18 protein-coding genes are annotated in these 19,603 nt (G+C 35.1%); 16 read left to right on the top strand and 2 right to left on the bottom strand.

Translation table 11 applies throughout. The features are described 5' to 3' along the window. Positions 1-82 precede the first annotated feature (82 nt). The 14 genes from H6F62_RS03880 (at position 83) to H6F62_RS03820 (ending at position 15,876) form a co-directional block, all read left to right on the top strand. A complete protein-coding gene (locus H6F62_RS03880; RefSeq protein WP_190371390.1) occupies positions 83-538 on the top strand; it encodes a hypothetical protein in 456 nt (151 codons plus the stop codon). A gap of 697 nt (positions 539-1,235) precedes the next feature. Further along, positions 1,236-1,457 (top strand): hypothetical protein, encoded by a 222-nt coding sequence (locus H6F62_RS03875; RefSeq protein ID WP_190371389.1) that lies wholly within the window; start codon positions 1,236-1,238, stop codon positions 1,455-1,457. A 92-nt stretch (positions 1,458-1,549) separates the two neighbouring features. Beyond that, on the top strand, positions 1,550-1,681 hold the full coding sequence (locus H6F62_RS21160) for a hypothetical protein (RefSeq protein WP_255501485.1): 132 nt from the start codon (positions 1,550-1,552) through the stop codon (positions 1,679-1,681). 61 nt (positions 1,682-1,742) lie between these two features. Continuing rightward, positions 1,743-2,882: a hypothetical protein gene (locus H6F62_RS03870; RefSeq protein ID WP_190371388.1), complete on the top strand. Its 1,140-nt coding sequence runs from the start codon at positions 1,743-1,745 to the stop codon at positions 2,880-2,882. Beyond that, entirely contained in the window at positions 2,824-4,104 is a 1,281-nt protein-coding gene (locus tag H6F62_RS03865) for a vWA domain-containing protein (RefSeq protein WP_242025901.1), read from the top strand. Before H6F62_RS03870 ends, H6F62_RS03865 begins: the two co-directional genes overlap by 59 nt. Before the next feature lie 4 nt (positions 4,105-4,108). Further along, on the top strand, positions 4,109-4,915 hold the full coding sequence (locus H6F62_RS03860; protein ID WP_190371386.1) for a hypothetical protein: 807 nt from the start codon (positions 4,109-4,111) through the stop codon (positions 4,913-4,915). Between the two features lie 68 nt (positions 4,916-4,983). After that, positions 4,984-5,922: an ARC6/PARC6 family protein gene (locus H6F62_RS03855; protein ID WP_242025900.1), complete on the top strand. Its 939-nt coding sequence runs from the start codon at positions 4,984-4,986 to the stop codon at positions 5,920-5,922. Continuing rightward, entirely contained in the window at positions 5,919-7,460 is a 1,542-nt protein-coding gene (locus H6F62_RS03850) for a serine hydrolase (protein WP_242025899.1), read from the top strand. Before H6F62_RS03855 ends, H6F62_RS03850 begins: the two co-directional genes overlap by 4 nt. 17 nt (positions 7,461-7,477) lie before the next feature. After that, positions 7,478-8,971, top strand: coding sequence for a vWA domain-containing protein (locus H6F62_RS03845; RefSeq protein WP_190371385.1), 1,494 nt, complete (start codon positions 7,478-7,480; stop codon positions 8,969-8,971). Then, on the top strand, positions 8,964-9,347 hold the full coding sequence (locus H6F62_RS03840) for a hypothetical protein (RefSeq protein WP_137908037.1): 384 nt from the start codon (positions 8,964-8,966) through the stop codon (positions 9,345-9,347). The genes H6F62_RS03845 and H6F62_RS03840 overlap by 8 nt, the downstream gene beginning before the upstream one ends. A 21-nt stretch (positions 9,348-9,368) precedes the next feature. Beyond that, positions 9,369-10,760 (top strand): VWA domain-containing protein, encoded by a 1,392-nt coding sequence (locus H6F62_RS03835; protein ID WP_190371384.1) that lies wholly within the window; start codon positions 9,369-9,371, stop codon positions 10,758-10,760. A 609-nt stretch (positions 10,761-11,369) separates the two neighbouring features. Further along, positions 11,370-11,900 carry an FHA domain-containing protein gene (locus tag H6F62_RS03830; RefSeq protein ID WP_190371383.1) on the top strand — a complete coding sequence of 177 codons (531 nt, stop codon included), beginning with the start codon at positions 11,370-11,372 and terminating at the stop codon, positions 11,898-11,900. A gap of 76 nt (positions 11,901-11,976) precedes the next feature. Continuing rightward, positions 11,977-13,716, top strand: a complete 1,740-nt coding sequence (locus H6F62_RS03825; RefSeq protein WP_190371382.1) for a protein phosphatase 2C domain-containing protein — start codon at positions 11,977-11,979, stop codon at positions 13,714-13,716. A gap of 27 nt (positions 13,717-13,743) precedes the next feature. Continuing rightward, positions 13,744-15,876, top strand: coding sequence for a protein kinase (locus H6F62_RS03820; protein ID WP_190371381.1), 2,133 nt, complete (start codon positions 13,744-13,746; stop codon positions 15,874-15,876). Between the two features lie 123 nt (positions 15,877-15,999). On the opposite strand, the gene H6F62_RS03815 is transcribed toward H6F62_RS03820, so the two are convergent. Then, a complete protein-coding gene (locus H6F62_RS03815; RefSeq protein ID WP_190371380.1) occupies positions 16,000-18,000 on the bottom strand; it encodes a DUF262 domain-containing protein in 2,001 nt (666 codons plus the stop codon). Between the two features lie 189 nt (positions 18,001-18,189). Next, a complete protein-coding gene (locus tag H6F62_RS03810) occupies positions 18,190-18,996 on the bottom strand; it encodes a DUF4351 domain-containing protein (protein WP_190371379.1) in 807 nt (268 codons plus the stop codon). Between the two features lie 71 nt (positions 18,997-19,067). On the opposite strand from H6F62_RS03810, the gene H6F62_RS03805 reads away from it, so the two are divergent. Together H6F62_RS03805 and H6F62_RS03800 are read left to right on the top strand one after the other, a co-directional pair. Beyond that, positions 19,068-19,310 (top strand): ribbon-helix-helix protein, CopG family, encoded by a 243-nt coding sequence (locus H6F62_RS03805; protein ID WP_028090194.1) that lies wholly within the window; start codon positions 19,068-19,070, stop codon positions 19,308-19,310. Continuing rightward, the gene (locus H6F62_RS03800; RefSeq protein WP_190371378.1) at positions 19,300-19,578 is read left to right on the top strand and encodes a type II toxin-antitoxin system RelE/ParE family toxin; all 279 of its coding nucleotides are present in this window, start codon (positions 19,300-19,302) and stop codon (positions 19,576-19,578) included. The genes H6F62_RS03805 and H6F62_RS03800 overlap by 11 nt, the downstream gene beginning before the upstream one ends. Positions 19,579-19,603 lie beyond the last annotated feature (25 nt).

Raw genomic sequence — 19,603 nt, 5'->3', positions numbered from 1 at the left:
AATAACAAAACCAATCCGTGAGGTAGTAGAGTTAAATTACGCCACCTAGTCCCCCGGATGTATTGGTGGGAAATTGTTCCCTTTGCAAGAGGGTGGGGTAAAAAAGAATTTAATTGATCATGTTCTTGATTTGATGACTTTGGAGGTGGATATGAAAATTCAATTTGTTGTTCCTGTTTCACTATTAATCTTAGTCAGTGGTTCGTTTATTGATGTCAAAAATTGGCAATCTTCTACTAGTGCTATTGATATTGAAAAATCTTTGTGTAGCAAGACTTTCCACGATGATGAAAACTGTCCGGTTAGAGTTTTAGAGCCAGAGACAAGTTATGCTTTTAGTGCAATCAAGCCATTAGTTCCAGTGGTTGTAGATGATGTTATTGATGAAAAAACAAAACCAAATCAAATACCTAACAACGTTAACAAAAACGGTCAAGAAATATCACGAACACAACTAAGACGAAAAAACAGAAGAACATATACGAGAAGAGGTCCTAGAAAAGTTAGAAAGAGTTTTAACAGGAAGTACAGGCCTTAAGTAGGTTGGCGTTAAAAATTGTCGTTATGACAGGGGAAGAGGGAACAGGGGACAGGGAACAGGGAACAGGGAACAGGGGAAGAGGTGACAGGTGACAGGTGACAGGTGACAGGGGAAGAGGTGACAGGTGACAGGGAAGAGGGAATAGGGAAGAGGGAAGAGGGAAGAGGGAATAGGGAAGAGGGAAGAGGGAATAGGGAATAGGGAAGAGGAAAGAGGGAAGAGGCTTCGCCGTGAGCGTCAGCCGAACGGTTTTGGGCAATTTTACTTTTCGTTACTTGTGTCGGTTTTTTCCGTTCACCTACTTAGTTCGTAAAAAAGTTCCGTAATTTTACCCCACGAAAGTCCCCCTCAAGGAGGGAAATAAGAAAATCTGGTTTTTTTCTATAAGGGGGGAAATCAGAAAATACTGAATTGTTGTACAATGTGGGGGGATGTTTTAAACGTGGTGTCCCGTAATTTTACTCCACGAAAGTCCCCCTCAAGGGGGGGAAATAAGAAAATCTGGTTTTTTTATAAGGAGGGGAAATAAAAAATACAAAAAATACTGAATTGTTGTAAAATATAAATACTGCATTGAAAATGATAAATTGCAAAAACGCCACAGTGAAACCATCATTTCCTGGGGAATGCTACCCTAAGGAAGTTTGTAAATTTATAGGTTTCCTTTCCTTACTGACAATAAGAGGATAAAAAAATGAATACTAAATTACTTGATTCCCTGATTCAAGTTATTAACTCTTTAAATGATGAAGAAAAAAAGATCATCTCTCAAAATATAACTACATCGTTTCCTGTGCAGCAAAATAATTCTATAAATTTAGAAAATGAACCATTTATTGGCATGTGGAAAGATAGAAAAGATATGGAAGATAGTAATCAATGGTTGCGTCAGTTAAGACAAAATCAGTGGAAATAGAAGATGAATAACATTATTGTTGTAGATACCGATATTTTAATTGACTCTGCTAGAAGTATTCAAGTTGCTATTGATAAACTTGAATCATTAAATTGAGTCATGGGCTATTAATTCCTGACGCTTTTATTGCAGCAATAGCAATTAGTATTAATGGTTATTTACTAAGCAAAAATCAAAGTGATTATCGCTTTATTAACGAACTCAATTTACACCCTTATCCCTAAAAATTAATCTAAAAATTAATATTTAAGATTAATATTTAAGCAACTAAAGGATACAGCAACCATGAGAATCTACTTTTACATACTAGCCGGCATGACATCGGCTTTACTAGGCTGGAATATAGGTCAATTTTTCCTCACAGATTTGGGGTTATTTACACAATTTCCCGAAATTACCCTTTTTCCCTGTATAGCGGTTTCCCTGGCTTTTGGTATGGTAATGAATGAAATATTTGTCAGTAACCCCACCAGACCAAAACGCAGTTTTCAAACGGCACAAAAGCCCCTATTAATAGCTTTGGGTTTAGGGATACTTTCTGGTTTAATTGCTGGTATTATTTCCCAAATCCTGTTTTTACCAATTATTAGTGTACCGACTCCCATTGTGAGAACATTAGGATGGTTATTAATTGGTAGTTCTGTGGGTATTGCAGAGGGTTTAAGTTGGCGTTGGTACAGCATGGAGGCGGGGAGTAAAAAACGCTTTCAACAAAGACTAAAAACCAGCTTCATTGCTGCTAGTGGGGCAAGTCTTGCCGCAGCAATTATATTTGAGATCATTCGCGTTATGTTGGGGACAATGCCGGCACAATTCAAGGGTGTAGAAGATCCTATTGGTTTTTCTATTTTAGGTTTATTACTGGGTGGGGTTTTTAGTCTCACCAATTCCCCTAGTTATCTCGCGGCTTTGCGGGCTGGTCGTGGTTTTGAATATAGGGAGATTAAACCAGATATTAAACCAAACATTCAACTAAACATTCAACCAGACACTAAAAATCATGATCAGGACTCGGAACTACCCACCCTTAACCAATCTTATCCCTACATTAATAAATCGGTGCTTTCTTTTGTCACACCACATGATAGCTTGAATGAGGATGAAATAGAAGAAGGTTTATCTATCTCATTACCGGGAAATCAGACTATTACCATTGGTTCTAGTATTGACAGCACTATTTCTATTCCTGGTCTACCTCCCCACCTGGCCGATATTCAATTAGAAAACCGGACGGCGCTGCTTATTCCTGATAAACAGTTCTTTTATGCCATAGAAATAAATAGTGTCCGTACAAAATCTCGAAAGATGATCCCCTTGAAGCATAATTATGTATTGACCTTTTACACCATTGAGGGAGATGAGATTAATGAGGAAAAATATTATCGCTTTGTCTACTACAACCGCTTTTTGGACCCCCAGGCTTAGTCTATCCTTGTTGTTGCTTCTGACTATGGTTTGTCCTAGTTTAGCCCAGGTAAAAAAGGCAGAAATCATTGGTAGTCCCACATTTAAGGATGACAGGGTAACAATTAGAATTAAGGTTAAAGGTGGAGATGATAGGCCTGTCATGGGTTTGGAAGATACTAATTTTAAATTGACGGTTGATAAAAAGGAGGTCGAGGTTAAACCTAAAGATTGGAAAAGCCCAGAAGAGACTGTACCTCCTCCCGCTTGGATTGTAGTTCTACTAGATTTTAGTGGCAGTATGAATCAAGTAGATAGTGGTGGCACTAAAAAAATAGCGGGTGCGATTAATGCAATTCGTGAATTTACTAAAATTTCTGCTGAACGGGGTGGAAATACTCAAATTTCTATTGTTCCTTTTGGTAAAGCTGGTAGTAATTGTCCCGAATCACCTGTAAATAAAGAAACTCTGGATAAATTTTTGGCGGCCAATGATTTTAAACTGCAAAATAATCTGGATTATCTCAAAAGTTTGACTCCCTGTGCGTCTACTGATTTATATGAACCTTTAACCAAAGCGGTGAAGTTTTTAGGTAATTCTGAGGACTCCCGTTTTTCTTTACCAGAAAATTCTTTCCAACCACAACCTAGATTATCAATAATTCTCCTGTCTGACGGATATCACAATGTACCTAATGAGGGGGCTGATTTTGCATCTTTAACTAAGTTGCTGAAAAGACATGAAAATATTACGGTACATACTTTAGGTTATGGGTTGACACCGGAACAATTAGGTGTAAAATATAAATTGGGCAGACCTGCTACTCGTGCTGATTTGAAAAAGGGTAAGGTACCAGAGGCAGAATTTGTAGACCAAAAAAGACTAGGGGAAATTGCTAAATTAACGGGGGGAATTGCGGAGTTTTCTGGTAATGCGGAAAGGATAGCCGAGAACTTGCAATTATTTCTGAATGCGTTGTTAGGAGAGTATGAAATTACCTTTACTCAACAGGACGCAGAACGGGGTTCTAAACATCAGGTGCAGGTGAAAGTGAGTTCTCAAAAAGGTAAAGCTAAGGAGTCGCAAATCATAGAATATATTATGCCTGTCTTTGGGCGATCGCTGCCTTTGGGAGTGCGTCTGATTATGGTCATATCGGTGTTATTAATAGTTATAATTGGTGGGGTAGTCCCTTTTCACTATTGGGGAAAATATCTCAAAGCAGAAGCACAAAGAGATTAATAATATGGGTGTATTTGCAAAATATGGGCGAATATTTTTATTTTCTTTGAGTCTTTATTTTCTCACTGCTTGTTCTCAAAATCAGCTAGGAAATCAAGTCATTACTTCCCAATGTCCTACTCAACCAACAGCAGTTTTAGAAACCAACAATGTTAAAGCTATTTCTCTAGGTTCTCAGGCTATTAAGGAAACAGGTATGGTGACTAATAATAAATCCCTTGGTTATACTTTTACGGCTAAATCAGGTGACAAACTGGTTTATCAAACTAATCAAGATGTTTGTATTTGGGTTTATACACCAAATAATCAATTAATTAATAGTCCTATTTTACCTCTGGATGGTAAGTATACTGTTCAAGTTGCTGCTATGAATGGTTCTACTACCTTTGATTTAGGATTGGAATTAGAAAACGATACAGATAAACCATTATCATCAGTAGAACCAACACCTTTAGAAACTAGTCAAACACCTTTAGAAACCAGTCAAACTAATATAGAAAGTTCACCCAGAAAAGATGCGGCTGATTTTATTAGAAATCATTATTTATCTTTAAACAACCGTGAATATAGTCAAACGAGGAATCAACTATCAAATCAGTTTAAAAATAAATATTCTGGTACTTATGCAGAATATCAACAATGGTGGGATAGTGTGAAAGAAATAAAAATTGGTGATGTTAAAATTGTCAATGATAATGGTGATAATGTTACTTTAGATGTAGAATTATGGTATTATATGAATAATGGGAAAACTGTTCAAGATTCTCGCAATCGTATTTATTTAATCTGGAGTCAAAATGATAGTACATGATTAATTAATGATAAATCCGCACCATGATGAAAATTAATTCTTGTTTAGCAAACCTGAGATGATTTAATATGTTGAAAAATTTGGTTGTGTACTCTACCTGTTTATCAGTTATCGGTTGTCAAACAATAAAAAATCCTCTAGCCAATGTTTCCTCTGTTTCCTCTAATGCTATCAGTTCCTCTGGTTGTGGGGAAAAACCTATGGTTTCCTTGAGTGGAAAAGATGTAGAGGAGGTTGTATTAAATGAAAGTACAGTTACTAAGTCTGGTCAGGTTAGCGCTAATAAAAATGTTGGTTATACCTTTACAGCAACAACAGGACAAAAGTTAAGTTATAATACAGATGCGGATGTTTGTCTTTGGGTATTTACTCCAGATAATGCAATTTTCAAAGGTGGAGAGTTACCGAAAAATGGTAAATATATTATTCAAGTTGCTGCACCTCAAGGGGTAAAAACCTTTGATTTAACAATGGGTTTAGGGGTTTTAGAGACTGCTGCTAGTATCCCTACTGTATCACCCACTGATACTCCTGAAGCAACTTCTGAAAGGACTTCTGATAATAATAATTATCAATCTAGTTTAGAAAATAATAATATCCAACCGGAAAATGATATTTCTCAAGAACAAGCATTAGAATTAGTCGAGAAATGGTATGCAGCTAAACCCAGAATCTTTGGTCCACCTTATGATACTGCTTTAGTTAATCAATTAGCAACAGGAAAACTGTATACGTTTACAACTAAAGCGGATGGACCTGTTGCTTGGTTAGAAAAAAATGATGCTTATTATAAATACAATATTTCTGAGGTGAAGCAAGTTATTAATTTTTCTAATTCTGGCAAACGACCTTATATAACAGTTAGGGTTTTTGAAGAAATGTATTTATATGGAAAGAATGGAATTGACAGAGAAAGTTCAGGTTCTTATACCAATAATTTTATTTACGTTTTTGAAAAAGAAAACGGAATTTGGAAAATTTTTGATTACAAAAAGGTGGGCAGATGAATAATAATAATAAAACTCGCAAAATAAGCCGTAAAATAAATATATCAGTTTTGATGAGGAGAATTATTTTCTTATTTTTACTACCGACATCACTATTTGTAATTGTTTTCAATAAATTTACTCAAAACAAAGCACCAACTAAAATGGTTGACATTAATCAACAAAAATGTCAGGTGATATCACCATTGATATTAACATCTGATATACAAAATTTACATAAAAAAAATACAGCCAACGATAAAACAGTTTGTTTTCGTTTTGAAGGTCAAACTGGAAAAGTTATCAACGTTAATTCTAATACTAAGATAATCTTAAAAACACCAGCAAATAAAGAAACTAGTCTTTATGGCAAATATAAATTAATATTACGTGAAAGTGGTAATTATTTGATAATTGTTCCTCCATATAATGATAATAGTGCAAACACTCAAATTTTTGTATATCTAAACAATGAAAATATAGATACTATAAAAGCATTAAAACCTGTACCAACTACTTCTGTATCCATAGAAACTTTGATGCCTACATCACAAAATGAAATGAGATTAATTCAGTCTTATGAATACAATTTACAAAATATAGAAAATAAATATGCAAAGGTAGTTTATAATGTTAAACCTCCACAGTTTAAAAGTAGTGAAAATCTAGATAAAATAGTTAATGATATTGTCAGTTATGTTGAAAATAAAGGTTTACCAAGTGATAAACTATCTGTTAGTTTATTAGAAATAAATCAGCCAGAATTTCCTACTTATGCTGGGCATTTATCGAAAAATCCCAGATTTACCGCAAGTGTAGTAAAATTATTTTGGATGGTTTACTTGTATGGAAATTACAACACTAATAAGTTACAACGAGGAATCATTTCTGAGAAAGATTTAAAAAAAATGATTCAGGATTCAGATAATGAATCTTCTAGTGTGATTGTAGATAAAATCACAGGAACAGAATCAGGTGAATCTTTATCAAGTGAGGAGTTAAAAGAGTGGCTTCAAAAGCGTTTAGCCATGAACTTATTTTTTCAAAATGCTGGTTATTTTCCAATTAATATCAGTCAAAAAGTTTTTCCTACTTCTTATCAAAAAAATGATGCCCCTGTAGGTCGAGATTTACAACTTCGTGATAATGAAATCAACCCTATTCGTAACTATACAAACTCTTATGATATAACGCGTTTATTATATGAAATATATATGGAAAAATCAATTTCTAAAAAATATAGTCGGGAAATGAAAAAATTAATGAAAAGAGATTTATCACCAGTAGCTTGGAAAAATAAAGAATTTAATGCTATTGAGGGTTTTTTAGGTGAAAAACTACCTCAAAATGTCAAATTTTATTCAAAAATGGGCTGGAACTCCAAAACTCGTAACGATGCGGCTATTATAGTTAGTCCTGATGAAAAATCTAAATATATATTAGTCGTGTTCGGAGATGATCCAAGTTTTTTTAAAGATAAAACGTTGTTTCCAGAAATATCACGTATGGTTTACGAGAGGATGACTAACAAGGTTAATAGAATATCTAAATCTAATTAAAAAATGCTCATTAAAAAATGAAAAACTTTAACCCATTTAAACGCTTAAAAAATAACAAACCCCTACTATTTGGAATATACGGTGCTAGTGGATGTCTCACAGCCGCAATTCTATTAGGAGAACCATTTTTGGACTTAACCGAAGGTAAATCAAACCCACCTGCTCCCGTCACTCCCCAAGCCATAGTTTTATTAATTGACACATCTGGAAGTATGAGTGATGGAAAATTAACAGAGGTGAAAACAGCAGCTAATAGATTTATAGAACGTCGTGACCTCCAAAAAGATCAACTAGCAGTAGTCAGTTTTGGAGGGGAAATTAAAACCGCTACCCCACTCACACAGGACGCTAACACTTTAAAAAATGCCGTTGATACTCTATCAGAAAGTGGAGGTACACCAATGGCTGAAGGTATTGACGCAGCTTTAGGAGAATTACAAACAACTGCATTAAATAAAAATATCATTTTATTTACCGATGGTGTACCAGATGACCCTAATTTGGCTTATAATTCAGCTTTAGTTACTACAAAAACAGGAGTAAAATTAATTGCAGTTGCTACTGGGGATGCGGATTTAAGTTATTTAACTCAAATTACAGGCGATTCCTACGGAGCGCTTCGCTATCGCTCTTTAGTATTTTATGCTAATTCTGGTCAATTTGAGCAAGCATTTCGCAACGCCGAAGCCGCAATTTATAAACAATTAGTGGGATCTAATTCCGGCAAAAACTACAGTATCATTGATTTAGTATTAAGCACTGGTGGTTGGACAGCATTTTTAGCCATGGGAATATCCCTGGCTTTAATTATGGGACAAAACCGCTATACGCGCTTGCCGTTATTAACAGTACGTAAAGGCATTATTAGCACCTTTGGTAGTCTAGCTGCGGGTATGATAGCAGGTGCAACCGGACAAATTGTATTTTTACCTTTCTCCAGTATAGCTGGGTTAGAAATAACTGGGTATATTGTCGCCTGGGTGATTCTGGGTGCATTAGTAGGAGGAGGGACTAGGTTTTTTGTTCCCAATTTAAAACTAAAAAATGCTTTATTAGGTGGAACAGTTGGGGGAGGAATTGGTGGTAGTGGTTTCTTAATTACACGCAGTATTTTTGGCGATGTTTTGGGGCGTTTATCCGGTACGTCTATGATCGGGTTTTTCATTGGTTTAATGATCGCCTGGATAGAACAAAAGCAGTTAGAATCACAACCTTATCTATTAGTAAATTGGACTGCAACGGAACAAACCACCTATTTATTAGGGACAAAGCCAATTTTAATTGGTAGTTCTTTAAATGTAGAAATTCCCTTAAATGCCTCCGATGGATTTACACCGATTACTGCTAAAATCTTTAAAGAAGGAGAAAACATTATTATGCAGTTTGATCAAGAGTATGCAGCTAGAAGAAATATGAAAAAAACCAGTCAAGCTCTAAAAGTTGGTGATACCCGCAAATTAGGACAAATCACTATAGAAGTTAAAGATAAGACTGTTACTGCGAATGGTTAAATATACATTTCATCTGCAACCTAAGGATTCACCAGAACGATACAGTTACACTTTAGATCTAAACCCAAGTCAAGAAGATATGCCAGAACAGATTTTTACCCCCGCTATCAAAGAAGATATCCGTGCAACTTTGCAAAAACTCAGCCTGTCAGCCATAAAAGATCATCAACTCAACAACATTATTCAAACTTGGATCAAGGATATTAGAGAAGGATATAGATTTAGTTCTCTGACTCTCAACTTGCGGTTATTAATAGAGGAAAATATTGACCAACTCCAGGAAATGGGAAATCAAGAAATCCCGAAAATAATTGACCCGGATTTATCGGATCTAGAACCTGAATTTGGGATGCTTCCCCCTTTAAATTTTATTTAATTATTCAATTAGGAAAGAAAAATGCAGAATAATATTAACATTAATATTACTCCCCACCGGGAATTTATGCCAGCCGATACAGCAGCACAAAAATTATTTGTGATGTTGAAATTACGTCCCACCAAAGATATAGCTACCAGTCGTCCCTCCACAACCTTTACCTTTGTCATTGATACTAGTGGATCAATGTATGAGCTAATATTAGGAGAGTCAAAACCAACGGGTATTATTTATGAACAGGATGGTAAAAAATATGAAAAGGTTATAGGTGGAAAATCGAAAATAGATCTAGTCATTGAATCCTTATTAGCATTAGTGCGTTCAGGAAAATTGACAACTAGCGATCGCATTGCTATAGTCCAATTTGATGATCATGCTTCCCAAATTATTGGTTTAACCAGTGCGACAGAAATCAACCACATAGAAACGGCCATTGAGAAACTTCGGGAATTTTCTGGTGGTACACGCATGGGACTAGGATTACGTACTGCTTATGATATTTTAAGTGAACAACAAATGACAGTCAGACGGACTTTGTTATTTACGGACGGACAAACATTTGATGAGGATCAATGTCGGTCAATTTCTAGTAATTTCGCCACTAATAATATCCCCATTACCGCATTGGGAGTGGGAGAATTTAATGAAGACTTACTTACCCATCTTAGCGATACTACGGGGGGAAAATTACTTTATATAGTTCCGGGAAAAGCCATAGGTACACAAATTTCTATCCTCGACTTACCCGATAAAATTATAGACGAATATAGCCAAGCCCAACAAGAGGTTATCACCAACTTAGCTCTAACAGTGAAAACAGTCAAAGGTGTGGAATTGACTCGCATAGTTCGGGCTTACCCGACCCAAGCCGAGTTTCCCATTAATCAAGATCCTCATCCTATAGGAAATGCGATCGCTAATGACGAAACCATATTTATCCTAGAATTTACCATTAATAATCGCCCCGCTGGTCGTGTGCGTATCGCCCAGGTGGGAATGACTTATGATATACCTGGACAAAAAATCCGTGGTGAACTACCACCAGAAAACCTAATTATCCAATTCATTCCTGGACAACAAAATGCAGCCCAAGTCAATCAAGAGGTCATGGATTATGTACAACAATGCAACATAGCCAACCTCGTCGACCAAGCCACAAAAATAGCCGAACAAGATCCACAAAAAGCCGAACAAATATTAGAAACAGCCCGCCGCATGACCGTAAAAATCGGCAATAAAGACATGACCGAATCCTTAAACAACGCCCAGGAAGAACTGCGAAAAACCCGAAAAATATCCGATGGAACTCGCAAAACCGTGAAAATGGGGGCAAAAGGTAAAACCGTAAAAATGGGGGATGATATTAACGAAATGCTTTCAGAAGCAGAAATGAGAAAACTCACAGGAACGTAAATATAGCAGAAGTTAGGAGTGAGACTGATTCAAATATCTAATAAGCTGTTGTGTATTTAATTTGTATAAGTCTGGCGGGCAAGATGCCCACCCCACAAGATTTAACCATTTTAGGATAAGTCTGGCGGGCAAGATGCCCACCCCACAAGATTTAACCATTTTAGGATAAGTCTGGCGGGCAAGATGCCCACCCCACAAGATTTAACTATTTTAGGATAAGTCTGGCGGGCAAGATGCCCACCCCACAAGATTTAACTATTTTAGGATAAGTCTGGCGGGCAAGATGCCCACCCCACAAGATTTAACTATTTTAGGATAAGTCTGGCGGGCAAGATGCCCACCCCACAAGATTTAACTATTTTAGGATAAGTCTGGCGGGCAAGATGCCCACCCCACAAGATTTAACTATTTTAGGATAAGTCTGGCGGGCAAGATGCCCACCCCACAAGATTTAACTATTTTAGGATAAGTCTGGCGGGCAAGATGCCCACCCCACAAGATTTAACTATTTTAGGATTATACAATTTAGGTGCGTAACAGCTTATCTAATAATTGTAATTGTCTGGGTGCGAAAAAAGATTAATAATTAAAAACGAGGAGAAAAAGACAATGATTACCTGTACAGTTTGCGGCTATGATCAAAATTTAGACAATTCAGGATTTTGTAATGCTTGCGGTTCAGAACTACAAACCACAGCACAAATCACAATCACACCACAACCAAAAATAGAACCAACTTTAGCGCCTACAGTCATTCAACCAACCACACCACAACCCAACTATCCCCCAATTACCAACACATTTACCAAAGCCAAACTAACATCCAAACAAACAAAGGCCCCCATACCAGAATTTATCATAGATAATAACGCTATTGTGGGCATATTTGATCCAGACACAGGACCAGTAGAAATTGATTTAGAACAATTTTTCGGTGGAGAAACAGTTTCTCGCAATCATGCGGAAATTTATCAAGAATTAGGAACATGGAAAATCAAAGACTTAGGTTCTACCAACGGAGTATTTATCAAAGCACCAGGACAAACTCGCTTTAGTGCTAGAATTACCATACCCACACCCTTAAATTCAGGTGATGAAATAGCCTTTGGTAAAGTTAGATTTCTCTTTGAAGCCGGCTAAAAAAATCAAAAAGATTCTCTGGTGGAGTGGGTATCTTGCCCGCCCTTCACTACTATAATTAAATTATTGTAAATCTATGAATGAACCCACAAATCAAAACCCAATAGTAATTAAAGAAAACATCTGTTTTCAACTGCAAAACCTGCAAATAGAAATCATTTCTTATTTAGGACAACTCACACCTAATATTGATTATTTTCAGGTTAATATCGCATCAGAAAAACCCGGTTTACTGAGAATAGGTGCAATTGACAGCGCACTCAACCGAGAACTGGAACTGAGAAAAAAACTAGGTGATTACAAACTAATTACCGAACTACTGGCACACAGCGAAGACAATATAACTATTGATATTAAATTTGATATTAAATTTGATATTAAACCACAAAATACACCAGAAATTGAAACTACCATTTATCCTATTGTAGAAATAGATACAGCTTCAGAATATTTAGCAGAGGAATATTTAGCAGAGGAATATTATCCAGAAACAGCAATTAGCACCAATATATCAAATCAAAAACTGCTAATTCTTACCTACCTTCCCAGGGAAAATCAAACCTTAGAAACTTGGTTAAAAACTGAACACACTTTAGAAGAATCATTATTAATTACCGGGCAAATTTGTCAATTATTCCGCTATATATCTCAAAGAGAATGGTGTGTTATTAATATCTTACCGCAATTTATTAAAATAGGAACACCCATAGAATTTTTCGACCTCACGAATGCCTATCCTGTGAATGAAATTCTCACTTCTGGACTGGTGGGAAATTATTGTGATCCTGAATTAGCATACTGTAAAAGTCCTATTCAAGAAACAATGAGTAGTTATACAGTTGCAGCATTATTATATCAGATAATTCACAAACAAACATTACCAACAGACCAAAGGGAAGAAATAGAAATTAGTCCTATTCCTATTATCCATCAAATTCTCAAAATTTGCTTATCTACCCTACCACAAGAAAGATTTACATTAGAACAACTCCTACAAATATTAGTTAACACCCGTCAAGAAATCAGCACACCAAAGATTAACTGGGAAATAGCCAGCAGTTCTACGGTTGGCTTATCAATAAATAGGTTAAAAAATGAAGACAACTATGGCATTAAATACCAAAAAATCAGTGATACAGAAACTATGATTTTAGGGGCTATAGCTGATGGTATGGGGGGAATGTCCCAAGGAGAAATAGCTAGTAAATTGGCAATAAAAACAGTTTTAGAGACAGCAATTTTTCCCGAATATCCAAATATAGAACAATACCAGGAATGGTTAACAAACTTATTTACTCAAGCTAACGAAACAGTATCTAATCAAGTTAAGGAAGGAGGAACAACCCTAAGCGTTATTTTTGCCAGATCCCAACAATTAATAATTAGTCATGTTGGTGATAGTCGCATTTATTTACTACGTCAAGGAGAAATAAAACAACTCAGCGAAGATCATTCGCTTGTGGCTATGTTAGTAGCTAGTGGACAAATTACACCAAGCCAAAGTTTAGAACATCCAGATAGAAATGTGCTGATAAAATCCATCGGTACAAAACGCAGATTAAGTGATGGTTACGTCCAAAATCTCAAACAAACTACTCCAGAATTATCTATGCAACTAGCACATCAAGATATTCTTTTATTATGTTCTGATGGTGTTTGGGATCTTGTTTCTAAAAACGAACTAGAGGAAATTTTCACCATTGATCATGATCAAAACTTACAAACATCAGTGAATTTGACTATCAATAAAGTTTTAGAACGTGGTGCATCTGATAATGCTACCCTGTTAGCATTACAATTTTTAGTTAATACCTAGATTACTGACTATTACCCATTACCGATTATGTCTATTCAATGTCCAACCTGTCTGACTGACAACGATGATCATCAAAGTAGCTGTATCGCTTGCGGTACACCTTTAACCTCTTCTGCGACTACATCAAATCTGCATTTATCACCGGGAACATTATTAGGAAATGGCAGATATAGAATAGATAACATATTAGGACAAGGTGGGTTTGGTATTACATACACAGCCACTTATATCTCCAATTCTACCAAAGTCGCTATTAAAGAACTATGGCCAGAAAATGCTGCTAGACAAGGTAATACGGTTTTGTGGCCTATGTCCATTACTCCCGTACAGCGTCAACAACAACTACAACAGTTCCAGGTAGAGGCTAATTATTTACAAAAATGTGTTCATCCTCATATCGTCAGAATTTATGAGTGGTTTACAGAAAATGATACCGCATACATGATAATGGAATTACTTGTTGGTAAATCATTAGATAAAATCTTACTAGAAACAGGGATACTGGCGGAAAATCAAATTAAAAATTATTTTGTGCAAATTGCTGGGGCTTTAAAAGTTATTCATAGTCATAATTTACTGCATCGAGACATCAAACCCGAAAATATTATTATTGTTCCCCCGGATAAAGCCGTATTAATTGATTTTGGTGCAGCTAGAGAATTTATTGCCGGTCAAACTGGGGATATGACGCGAATATTAACCCCTGGATATGCACCTTATGAACAATATATTCAAAAAAGTAAGCGTTTTCCTAGTACAGACCTTTATGCCTTATGTGCATCAATGTATGAATTATTGACTGGGAAATTACCAATAGAAGCTACGGATAGAGCTAGTGCTTTTTTACAAGGTAGTTCCGTGGATAAATTAATATCACCCCGACAACTACGCTCTGATTTAAGTTTTTTAATGGAAAAAGTTATTCTCACAGGAATGCAATTTAGGGTAGAGGATAGATTTCAAACGGCTGATGAATTAATTAATGCACTTCAAGGTAAATTTGTCACTCCTCAACATCAACGGGCTAAAGAATTAGTCAAACAAGGTCAATTAGTTGATGCTGTTCAAGCATATCAAAAATATTTGCAAGTTGCACCAGATCATGGAGAAGCAGCGGTAGAACTAGCATTATTACAAATATATGTTGATGATCAACAAGCAGAAATAGCGGCAAAAAAAGCTATTCAATTACAACCAAATGACGGTAGAGGTTATGGAGTTTTAGGGTTGATTAATTGTCGGCAAAAAAATTGGCAAGAAGCAGTTAAAAATCTAGAAAAAGGGGTTAAATTATCTCCTGAACAAGTGTGGATACAGACTAATTTGGCGTGGGCTTTAGGTAAAGCTGGTAATTTAAAAATGGCGGAAAATACAGTCAATCAAGCATTACAGTTACAGCCTGATTGTACGTTTGCGTTGGGTTTACAAGCTTGGATATATATACAGCAACAACAATGGAAATTAGCCATTCGTGCGGCTACACAAGGAATTTTTAAATCACAGCAAATCCAAAATAATAACTATAATAATAACTATGATCATTTACCTTGGCTATATCCTTATTTGATTCTAGCTTTGGAAAAAGCCGTTTTTACTAAACAGGTTAATGATGTAGATAGAAGAATTGAGGAATTTATTAATCAGGTGCCTGATAGTGCTTTAGCTTGGGGTTTAAAGGCTTGGAAACAATGTAGTCAGGATTTATGGAATGAGGGCTTAACTAGTTTTCAACAAGCCAGCAGTCACAAGTTAGTTCCTGGATGGGTGTTAATTAATTATGGCATTACTCAGGAAAATTTACAAGGTTATCAAAGTGCTATTCAAATCTATGAGAATTTTTTACAAAAGTTTACTGAACCCCAAGCCCTTCAGGCTTTTGTTTTATTTCGTCTCGGTACTTTATATGGCCAGGTAGGAGAGTTGCAGAAGGCAAGGTTATGTCTGGAAAAAGCGATTAAATATAATCCTGGTTATGCTGAAGCTTATCATAATTTAGGTTGGGTATTGCTGAATATTAAAAGTCAAGATGGACAGGTGGAAAACAGCCGAGAAATGTTATCTGCTTATGGTAAAGCGGCGGAATTATATGCAAAGGAACAAAAATTACCAATGAGTTTAAGTATTAAACAGGCTTTTCAATTCATAGGAGTGAATATTTAGTTAAAGGTTGTTGATGCGCGATAGCGAAGCGCTCCGTAGGAATCGCTTTTTTTTGTTTCCCGCAAAGACGCTAAGGAGCAAAAGAGGAAAATAAGGGTTTTGGGAAATGATACATAACATAAATTAACTTGTGGTTTCTACTTCCCATTCTTCTGTAGAAAGTTCTGCGGTTTCGATAGCTTTAATACAAAAAGCATTAATATCCCTCGCTGATAAATTTACATTAATGAACACCCCATTTTCTAATTTTCTCGTATCCCGAAATTCTTTTCCATCTCTACTAATAAAACGGGGAAATTGTTCCATAATATCTTTAAATTTATCTGGTTCTAAATCAGCGATCGCATTTAAAGTTGTTTCTAAAACATCCCGCCAACTTTTGACAGGATATTCCTTACCAAAAATTTTTAGTTTTTTGGGAGTTATACCAGTTAATTTACTTTTGGATGAAATGATCAGATTTTCATTACCAAAGTAAGGCCAAATTTGTAAAACTATCTCAGATAAATCTAAACTTCTTTTTTCTATATCCTCTCTTTTCCAAGTTTCTTGATTTTCAAAGTATTTATTGATTTCTAAATGACTATTAATCAATATTTCTTTTTTCTCAACAAATTCCAAATTATATAATTCACCATTGTAAGCTGTAATAGTTAGATTACCCAAAGAATGAAGTAGTAAATCATGAGTTATCCCCCAATCTTCGCCTAAGTGTTGTTGCCACCATTTATTTATAGTTTGTGGCATAATATGTTCAATCTCCAGTCCATCCAAAATGACCTGTTCTTTATGATTAAAAGATTCTTCAATAGATTTTAAAATTAATTTACCTTTTTTAGAACGTCCAGTACCGTATAATTTAACATCCAATAAACCTTTCTGAAATTCTGTATCTTTGGGATAATCACGATTTTGTAAATCTAGTTTTAATCTTTCCACAAAATCAGCATGAGCTAAATTACTTGCTTTGCTAACTTGAGAATACAGTACAGAAAAGATTCTATTTAATCCCCTGGTTTGAACATTACAAACAAATCGGCGAATAATGAAATTTTCTAAAATCTGCAAAACAGAAATAAAATCTGCTTCTGAAAGTTTATTTTCTTCATAATCATGATAACAATTAAGTAAAAAAGGATAAACAGTAGCTATTTCTAAACGGTTGATTCTTTCTAGAAACCGACGAATTTTTAAATTATCCTCTTTTTCAGGATCTAAAAGTTTTGCATAATATTCTGAAAATTTATATAAATTTTGTAAATAAGAAAGAGCTTCACTTTTACTCATTCTTTCTTTAATTTCAAAATAAACTTGATCTTTCTTAATTTCCAAACCATCTTTTGTTAAGTAATGCCTGATAAACTCTGTTAAATTATCATTATCATTTAGAGTTTCTTGCATTGGTAGCCAATATTTTTTATAAGCATTATCTTGATTATCTGTATTAATTCTCATGAAGAAATAGTTACGAATTAAATCAGCTTGTGTTAAAGGTTCACCTTTAGCATTGAGACTTTCAAAGACTAAATAAGGATTATCTTCTGTGCTTAAAACAACGCTCACAATAGATAAATAACTAGAAATTACTTGCTTTATTCTCCCAAATTCCAGATTACTTTGTCTAATTTTCCTATCAAAAAATAAATAGCATTTTTTAATAATTGGGGCATTTTTATCAATATTATGTACTGAATTATCTAATGAATTGATCAAACTATAAAATGATTCTCTGTCTACTTGAGTAGGTTGTAATTTATAAATTTCAGGATCTTGCTGATATTGATTAATAAGAAATTTATTATGTAATTCTTCTGCTAATTGCTTATTAGTATCTTTAACTTGATCTCGCAAAGCCGAAAACAGAATAAAAATAGTAGTTAATCTTTGTTGTCCATCAATTAATAAATATTTGCTGACTCCTTCTGGCAATCCAGAAACTGGTATAGTCACAATAGAACCCATAAAATGAGGACGAGGATTTTCCGTATTACATAATTCTAAAATATCATTCCATAATGCTTCCCACTGGGATTTTTTCCAACTGTACGGACGTTGAAATAAAGGTACAATATATTGTTTATCACCTTGAATAATCTCTCTGAGCTTAGTTTCTGATGCTTGCATTTTTAATGTAGCCTGATTTACTAAATAGTTATGCCTTTAGTATACAATAATCTTGTATAAATAGCACAAGATAGCGTAACAAAATTAAACATTTCTGATATCCAGGGAATAAATTAAGAGTCTAAAAGCAAAAGTCGGTTTTAACCGACTCATGAAAAATATCTTTTCCTCTTTGCGTGAGAAAATATTTTAACTTTGATTCGCTATCCAATTTACCAAATCATCAGGTTGTGAAAAATCCAAAATAGCTTCCGAAAGCTCATCTAACTTTTCACCAGATAACTCTTTAATTTGTGACTCCAATTTTGCGGAAATATCGCCAATACGACGTTTCAACAAACGGGAAATAATCTCTAACTTCCCACGGTTAATAATCTCCTGATAAATCACAGATTCTTCCATAGTTTCCTCCCGAAAATATTGTTTAATCAACTGTTTCTCAAACTTTAAACCAGCCAATAATTCCACACAAGCTGCTATAGTATTTTGTTGCGCTTGTTCTTCTATTTTATCTATTTCTAAAGCAACTTGCTGAAGTAACTTATTTGGTTCATCTGTCTTGGCTAAAACTGCCAAAGGTAATAAAGCAGGAGATTTTAAAAGTGTTTCGCTGTCTTCTTCCCATACTCTAATTACTTGATATTGATGTCGTGTATTCCCCACTATCAATCTATCAACAAAAACATCAGGTGAATTTGTTTCTTTGAGAAAAATTACCACCTGTTGTATAGGACACAAATATTTACGATAAATCCTCAACCAATAATCTAACATTCTCACAGGTAGGGGAGTATCAGATTTTGGTGTAGTTTGAATTTCCAAATGCAAAATGCGGTTTAATTTCGGTAGTCGAAACAACGCATCAGCACGAATGGGGTTAATAGGTAACTCGGTAGGTAGCACCTCAATTTCATTTATATCTTCTGCAATTAACCATTGCACAAAAGATAAAGGGTAAGTATCCGTGAGGTATCGGCAAATATTATCGTAAGCCAAAAGTTTTTACTAAATATCTAACATTGTTATATTATATAATATCATGCAATACGAATGATGATCACAAACCCATGAGTAAAGAAAATATTACATTTAGAATAGACAGCAGCAAAAAAGCGGCTATAGACGCATTAGCAAAAGGCATAAACAGAGATAGAAGTTATATTCTCAATGAAGCAGTCAACGCTTATTTAGAGATGTATCAATGGCAAATCGAAGAAATCCAAAAAGGTATTGCTGAAGCAGATGCTGGAGATTTTGCCAGTGATGAAGAAGTAAAAGGGACATTTGCAAGGCTAACAAATGCAGGTTAAATGGCTACGTCGGGCGCTGCGTAACTTAGAACAAGCGCGTAACTACGTTTTCCAGGATAATCCTACCGCAGCACAGGAATTAATAATCAAGATTCAAAATGCTGCTAATCAATTACAAAATTATCCCTTTATGGGTAAAAATGGCAGAGTTGAAGGTACAAGAGAATTGATAATTTCTAATTCACCCTATATTCTGATTTACCGAGTTAAGGAAGAATCTGTAGAAGTTCTGCGAATACTGCATACATCAAAACGCTATCCAGAATAACTAAAAGCAAAAGTCGGTTTTAACC

The organism is Anabaena sp. FACHB-1391, assembly GCF_014696755.1.
In the GTDB taxonomy this organism is placed as follows: Bacteria; Cyanobacteriota; Cyanobacteriia; order Cyanobacteriales; family Nostocaceae; genus Dolichospermum; species Dolichospermum planctonicum.
This window is presented reverse-complemented; position numbering and strand designations above follow the sequence as displayed.

Bases quoted from the DNA above. Each gene is read 5' to 3' on its own strand.
- H6F62_RS03875 (WP_190371389.1), top strand. From the start codon at position 1,236: ATGAATACTAAATTACTTGATTCCCTGATTCAAGTTATTAACTCTTTA.
- H6F62_RS03870 (WP_190371388.1), top strand. From the start codon at position 1,743: ATGAGAATCTACTTTTACATACTAGCCGGCATGACATCGGCTTTACTA.
- H6F62_RS03865 (WP_242025901.1), top strand. From the start codon at position 2,824: ATGAGGAAAAATATTATCGCTTTGTCTACTACAACCGCTTTTTGGACC.
- H6F62_RS03860 (WP_190371386.1), top strand. From the start codon at position 4,109: ATGGGTGTATTTGCAAAATATGGGCGAATATTTTTATTTTCTTTGAGT.
- H6F62_RS03855 (WP_242025900.1), top strand. From the start codon at position 4,984: ATGTTGAAAAATTTGGTTGTGTACTCTACCTGTTTATCAGTTATCGGT.
- H6F62_RS03850 (WP_242025899.1), top strand. From the start codon at position 5,919: ATGAATAATAATAATAAAACTCGCAAAATAAGCCGTAAAATAAATATA.
- H6F62_RS03845 (WP_190371385.1), top strand. From the start codon at position 7,478: ATGAAAAACTTTAACCCATTTAAACGCTTAAAAAATAACAAACCCCTA.
- H6F62_RS03840 (WP_137908037.1), top strand. From the start codon at position 8,964: ATGGTTAAATATACATTTCATCTGCAACCTAAGGATTCACCAGAACGA.
- H6F62_RS03835 (WP_190371384.1), top strand. From the start codon at position 9,369: ATGCAGAATAATATTAACATTAATATTACTCCCCACCGGGAATTTATG.
- H6F62_RS03830 (WP_190371383.1), top strand. From the start codon at position 11,370: ATGATTACCTGTACAGTTTGCGGCTATGATCAAAATTTAGACAATTCA.
- H6F62_RS03825 (WP_190371382.1), top strand. From the start codon at position 11,977: ATGAATGAACCCACAAATCAAAACCCAATAGTAATTAAAGAAAACATC.
- H6F62_RS03820 (WP_190371381.1), top strand. From the start codon at position 13,744: ATGTCTATTCAATGTCCAACCTGTCTGACTGACAACGATGATCATCAA.
- H6F62_RS03815 (WP_190371380.1), bottom strand. From the start codon at position 18,000: ATGCAAGCATCAGAAACTAAGCTCAGAGAGATTATTCAAGGTGATAAA.
- H6F62_RS03805 (WP_028090194.1), top strand. From the start codon at position 19,068: ATGAGTAAAGAAAATATTACATTTAGAATAGACAGCAGCAAAAAAGCG.
- H6F62_RS03800 (WP_190371378.1), top strand. From the start codon at position 19,300: ATGCAGGTTAAATGGCTACGTCGGGCGCTGCGTAACTTAGAACAAGCG.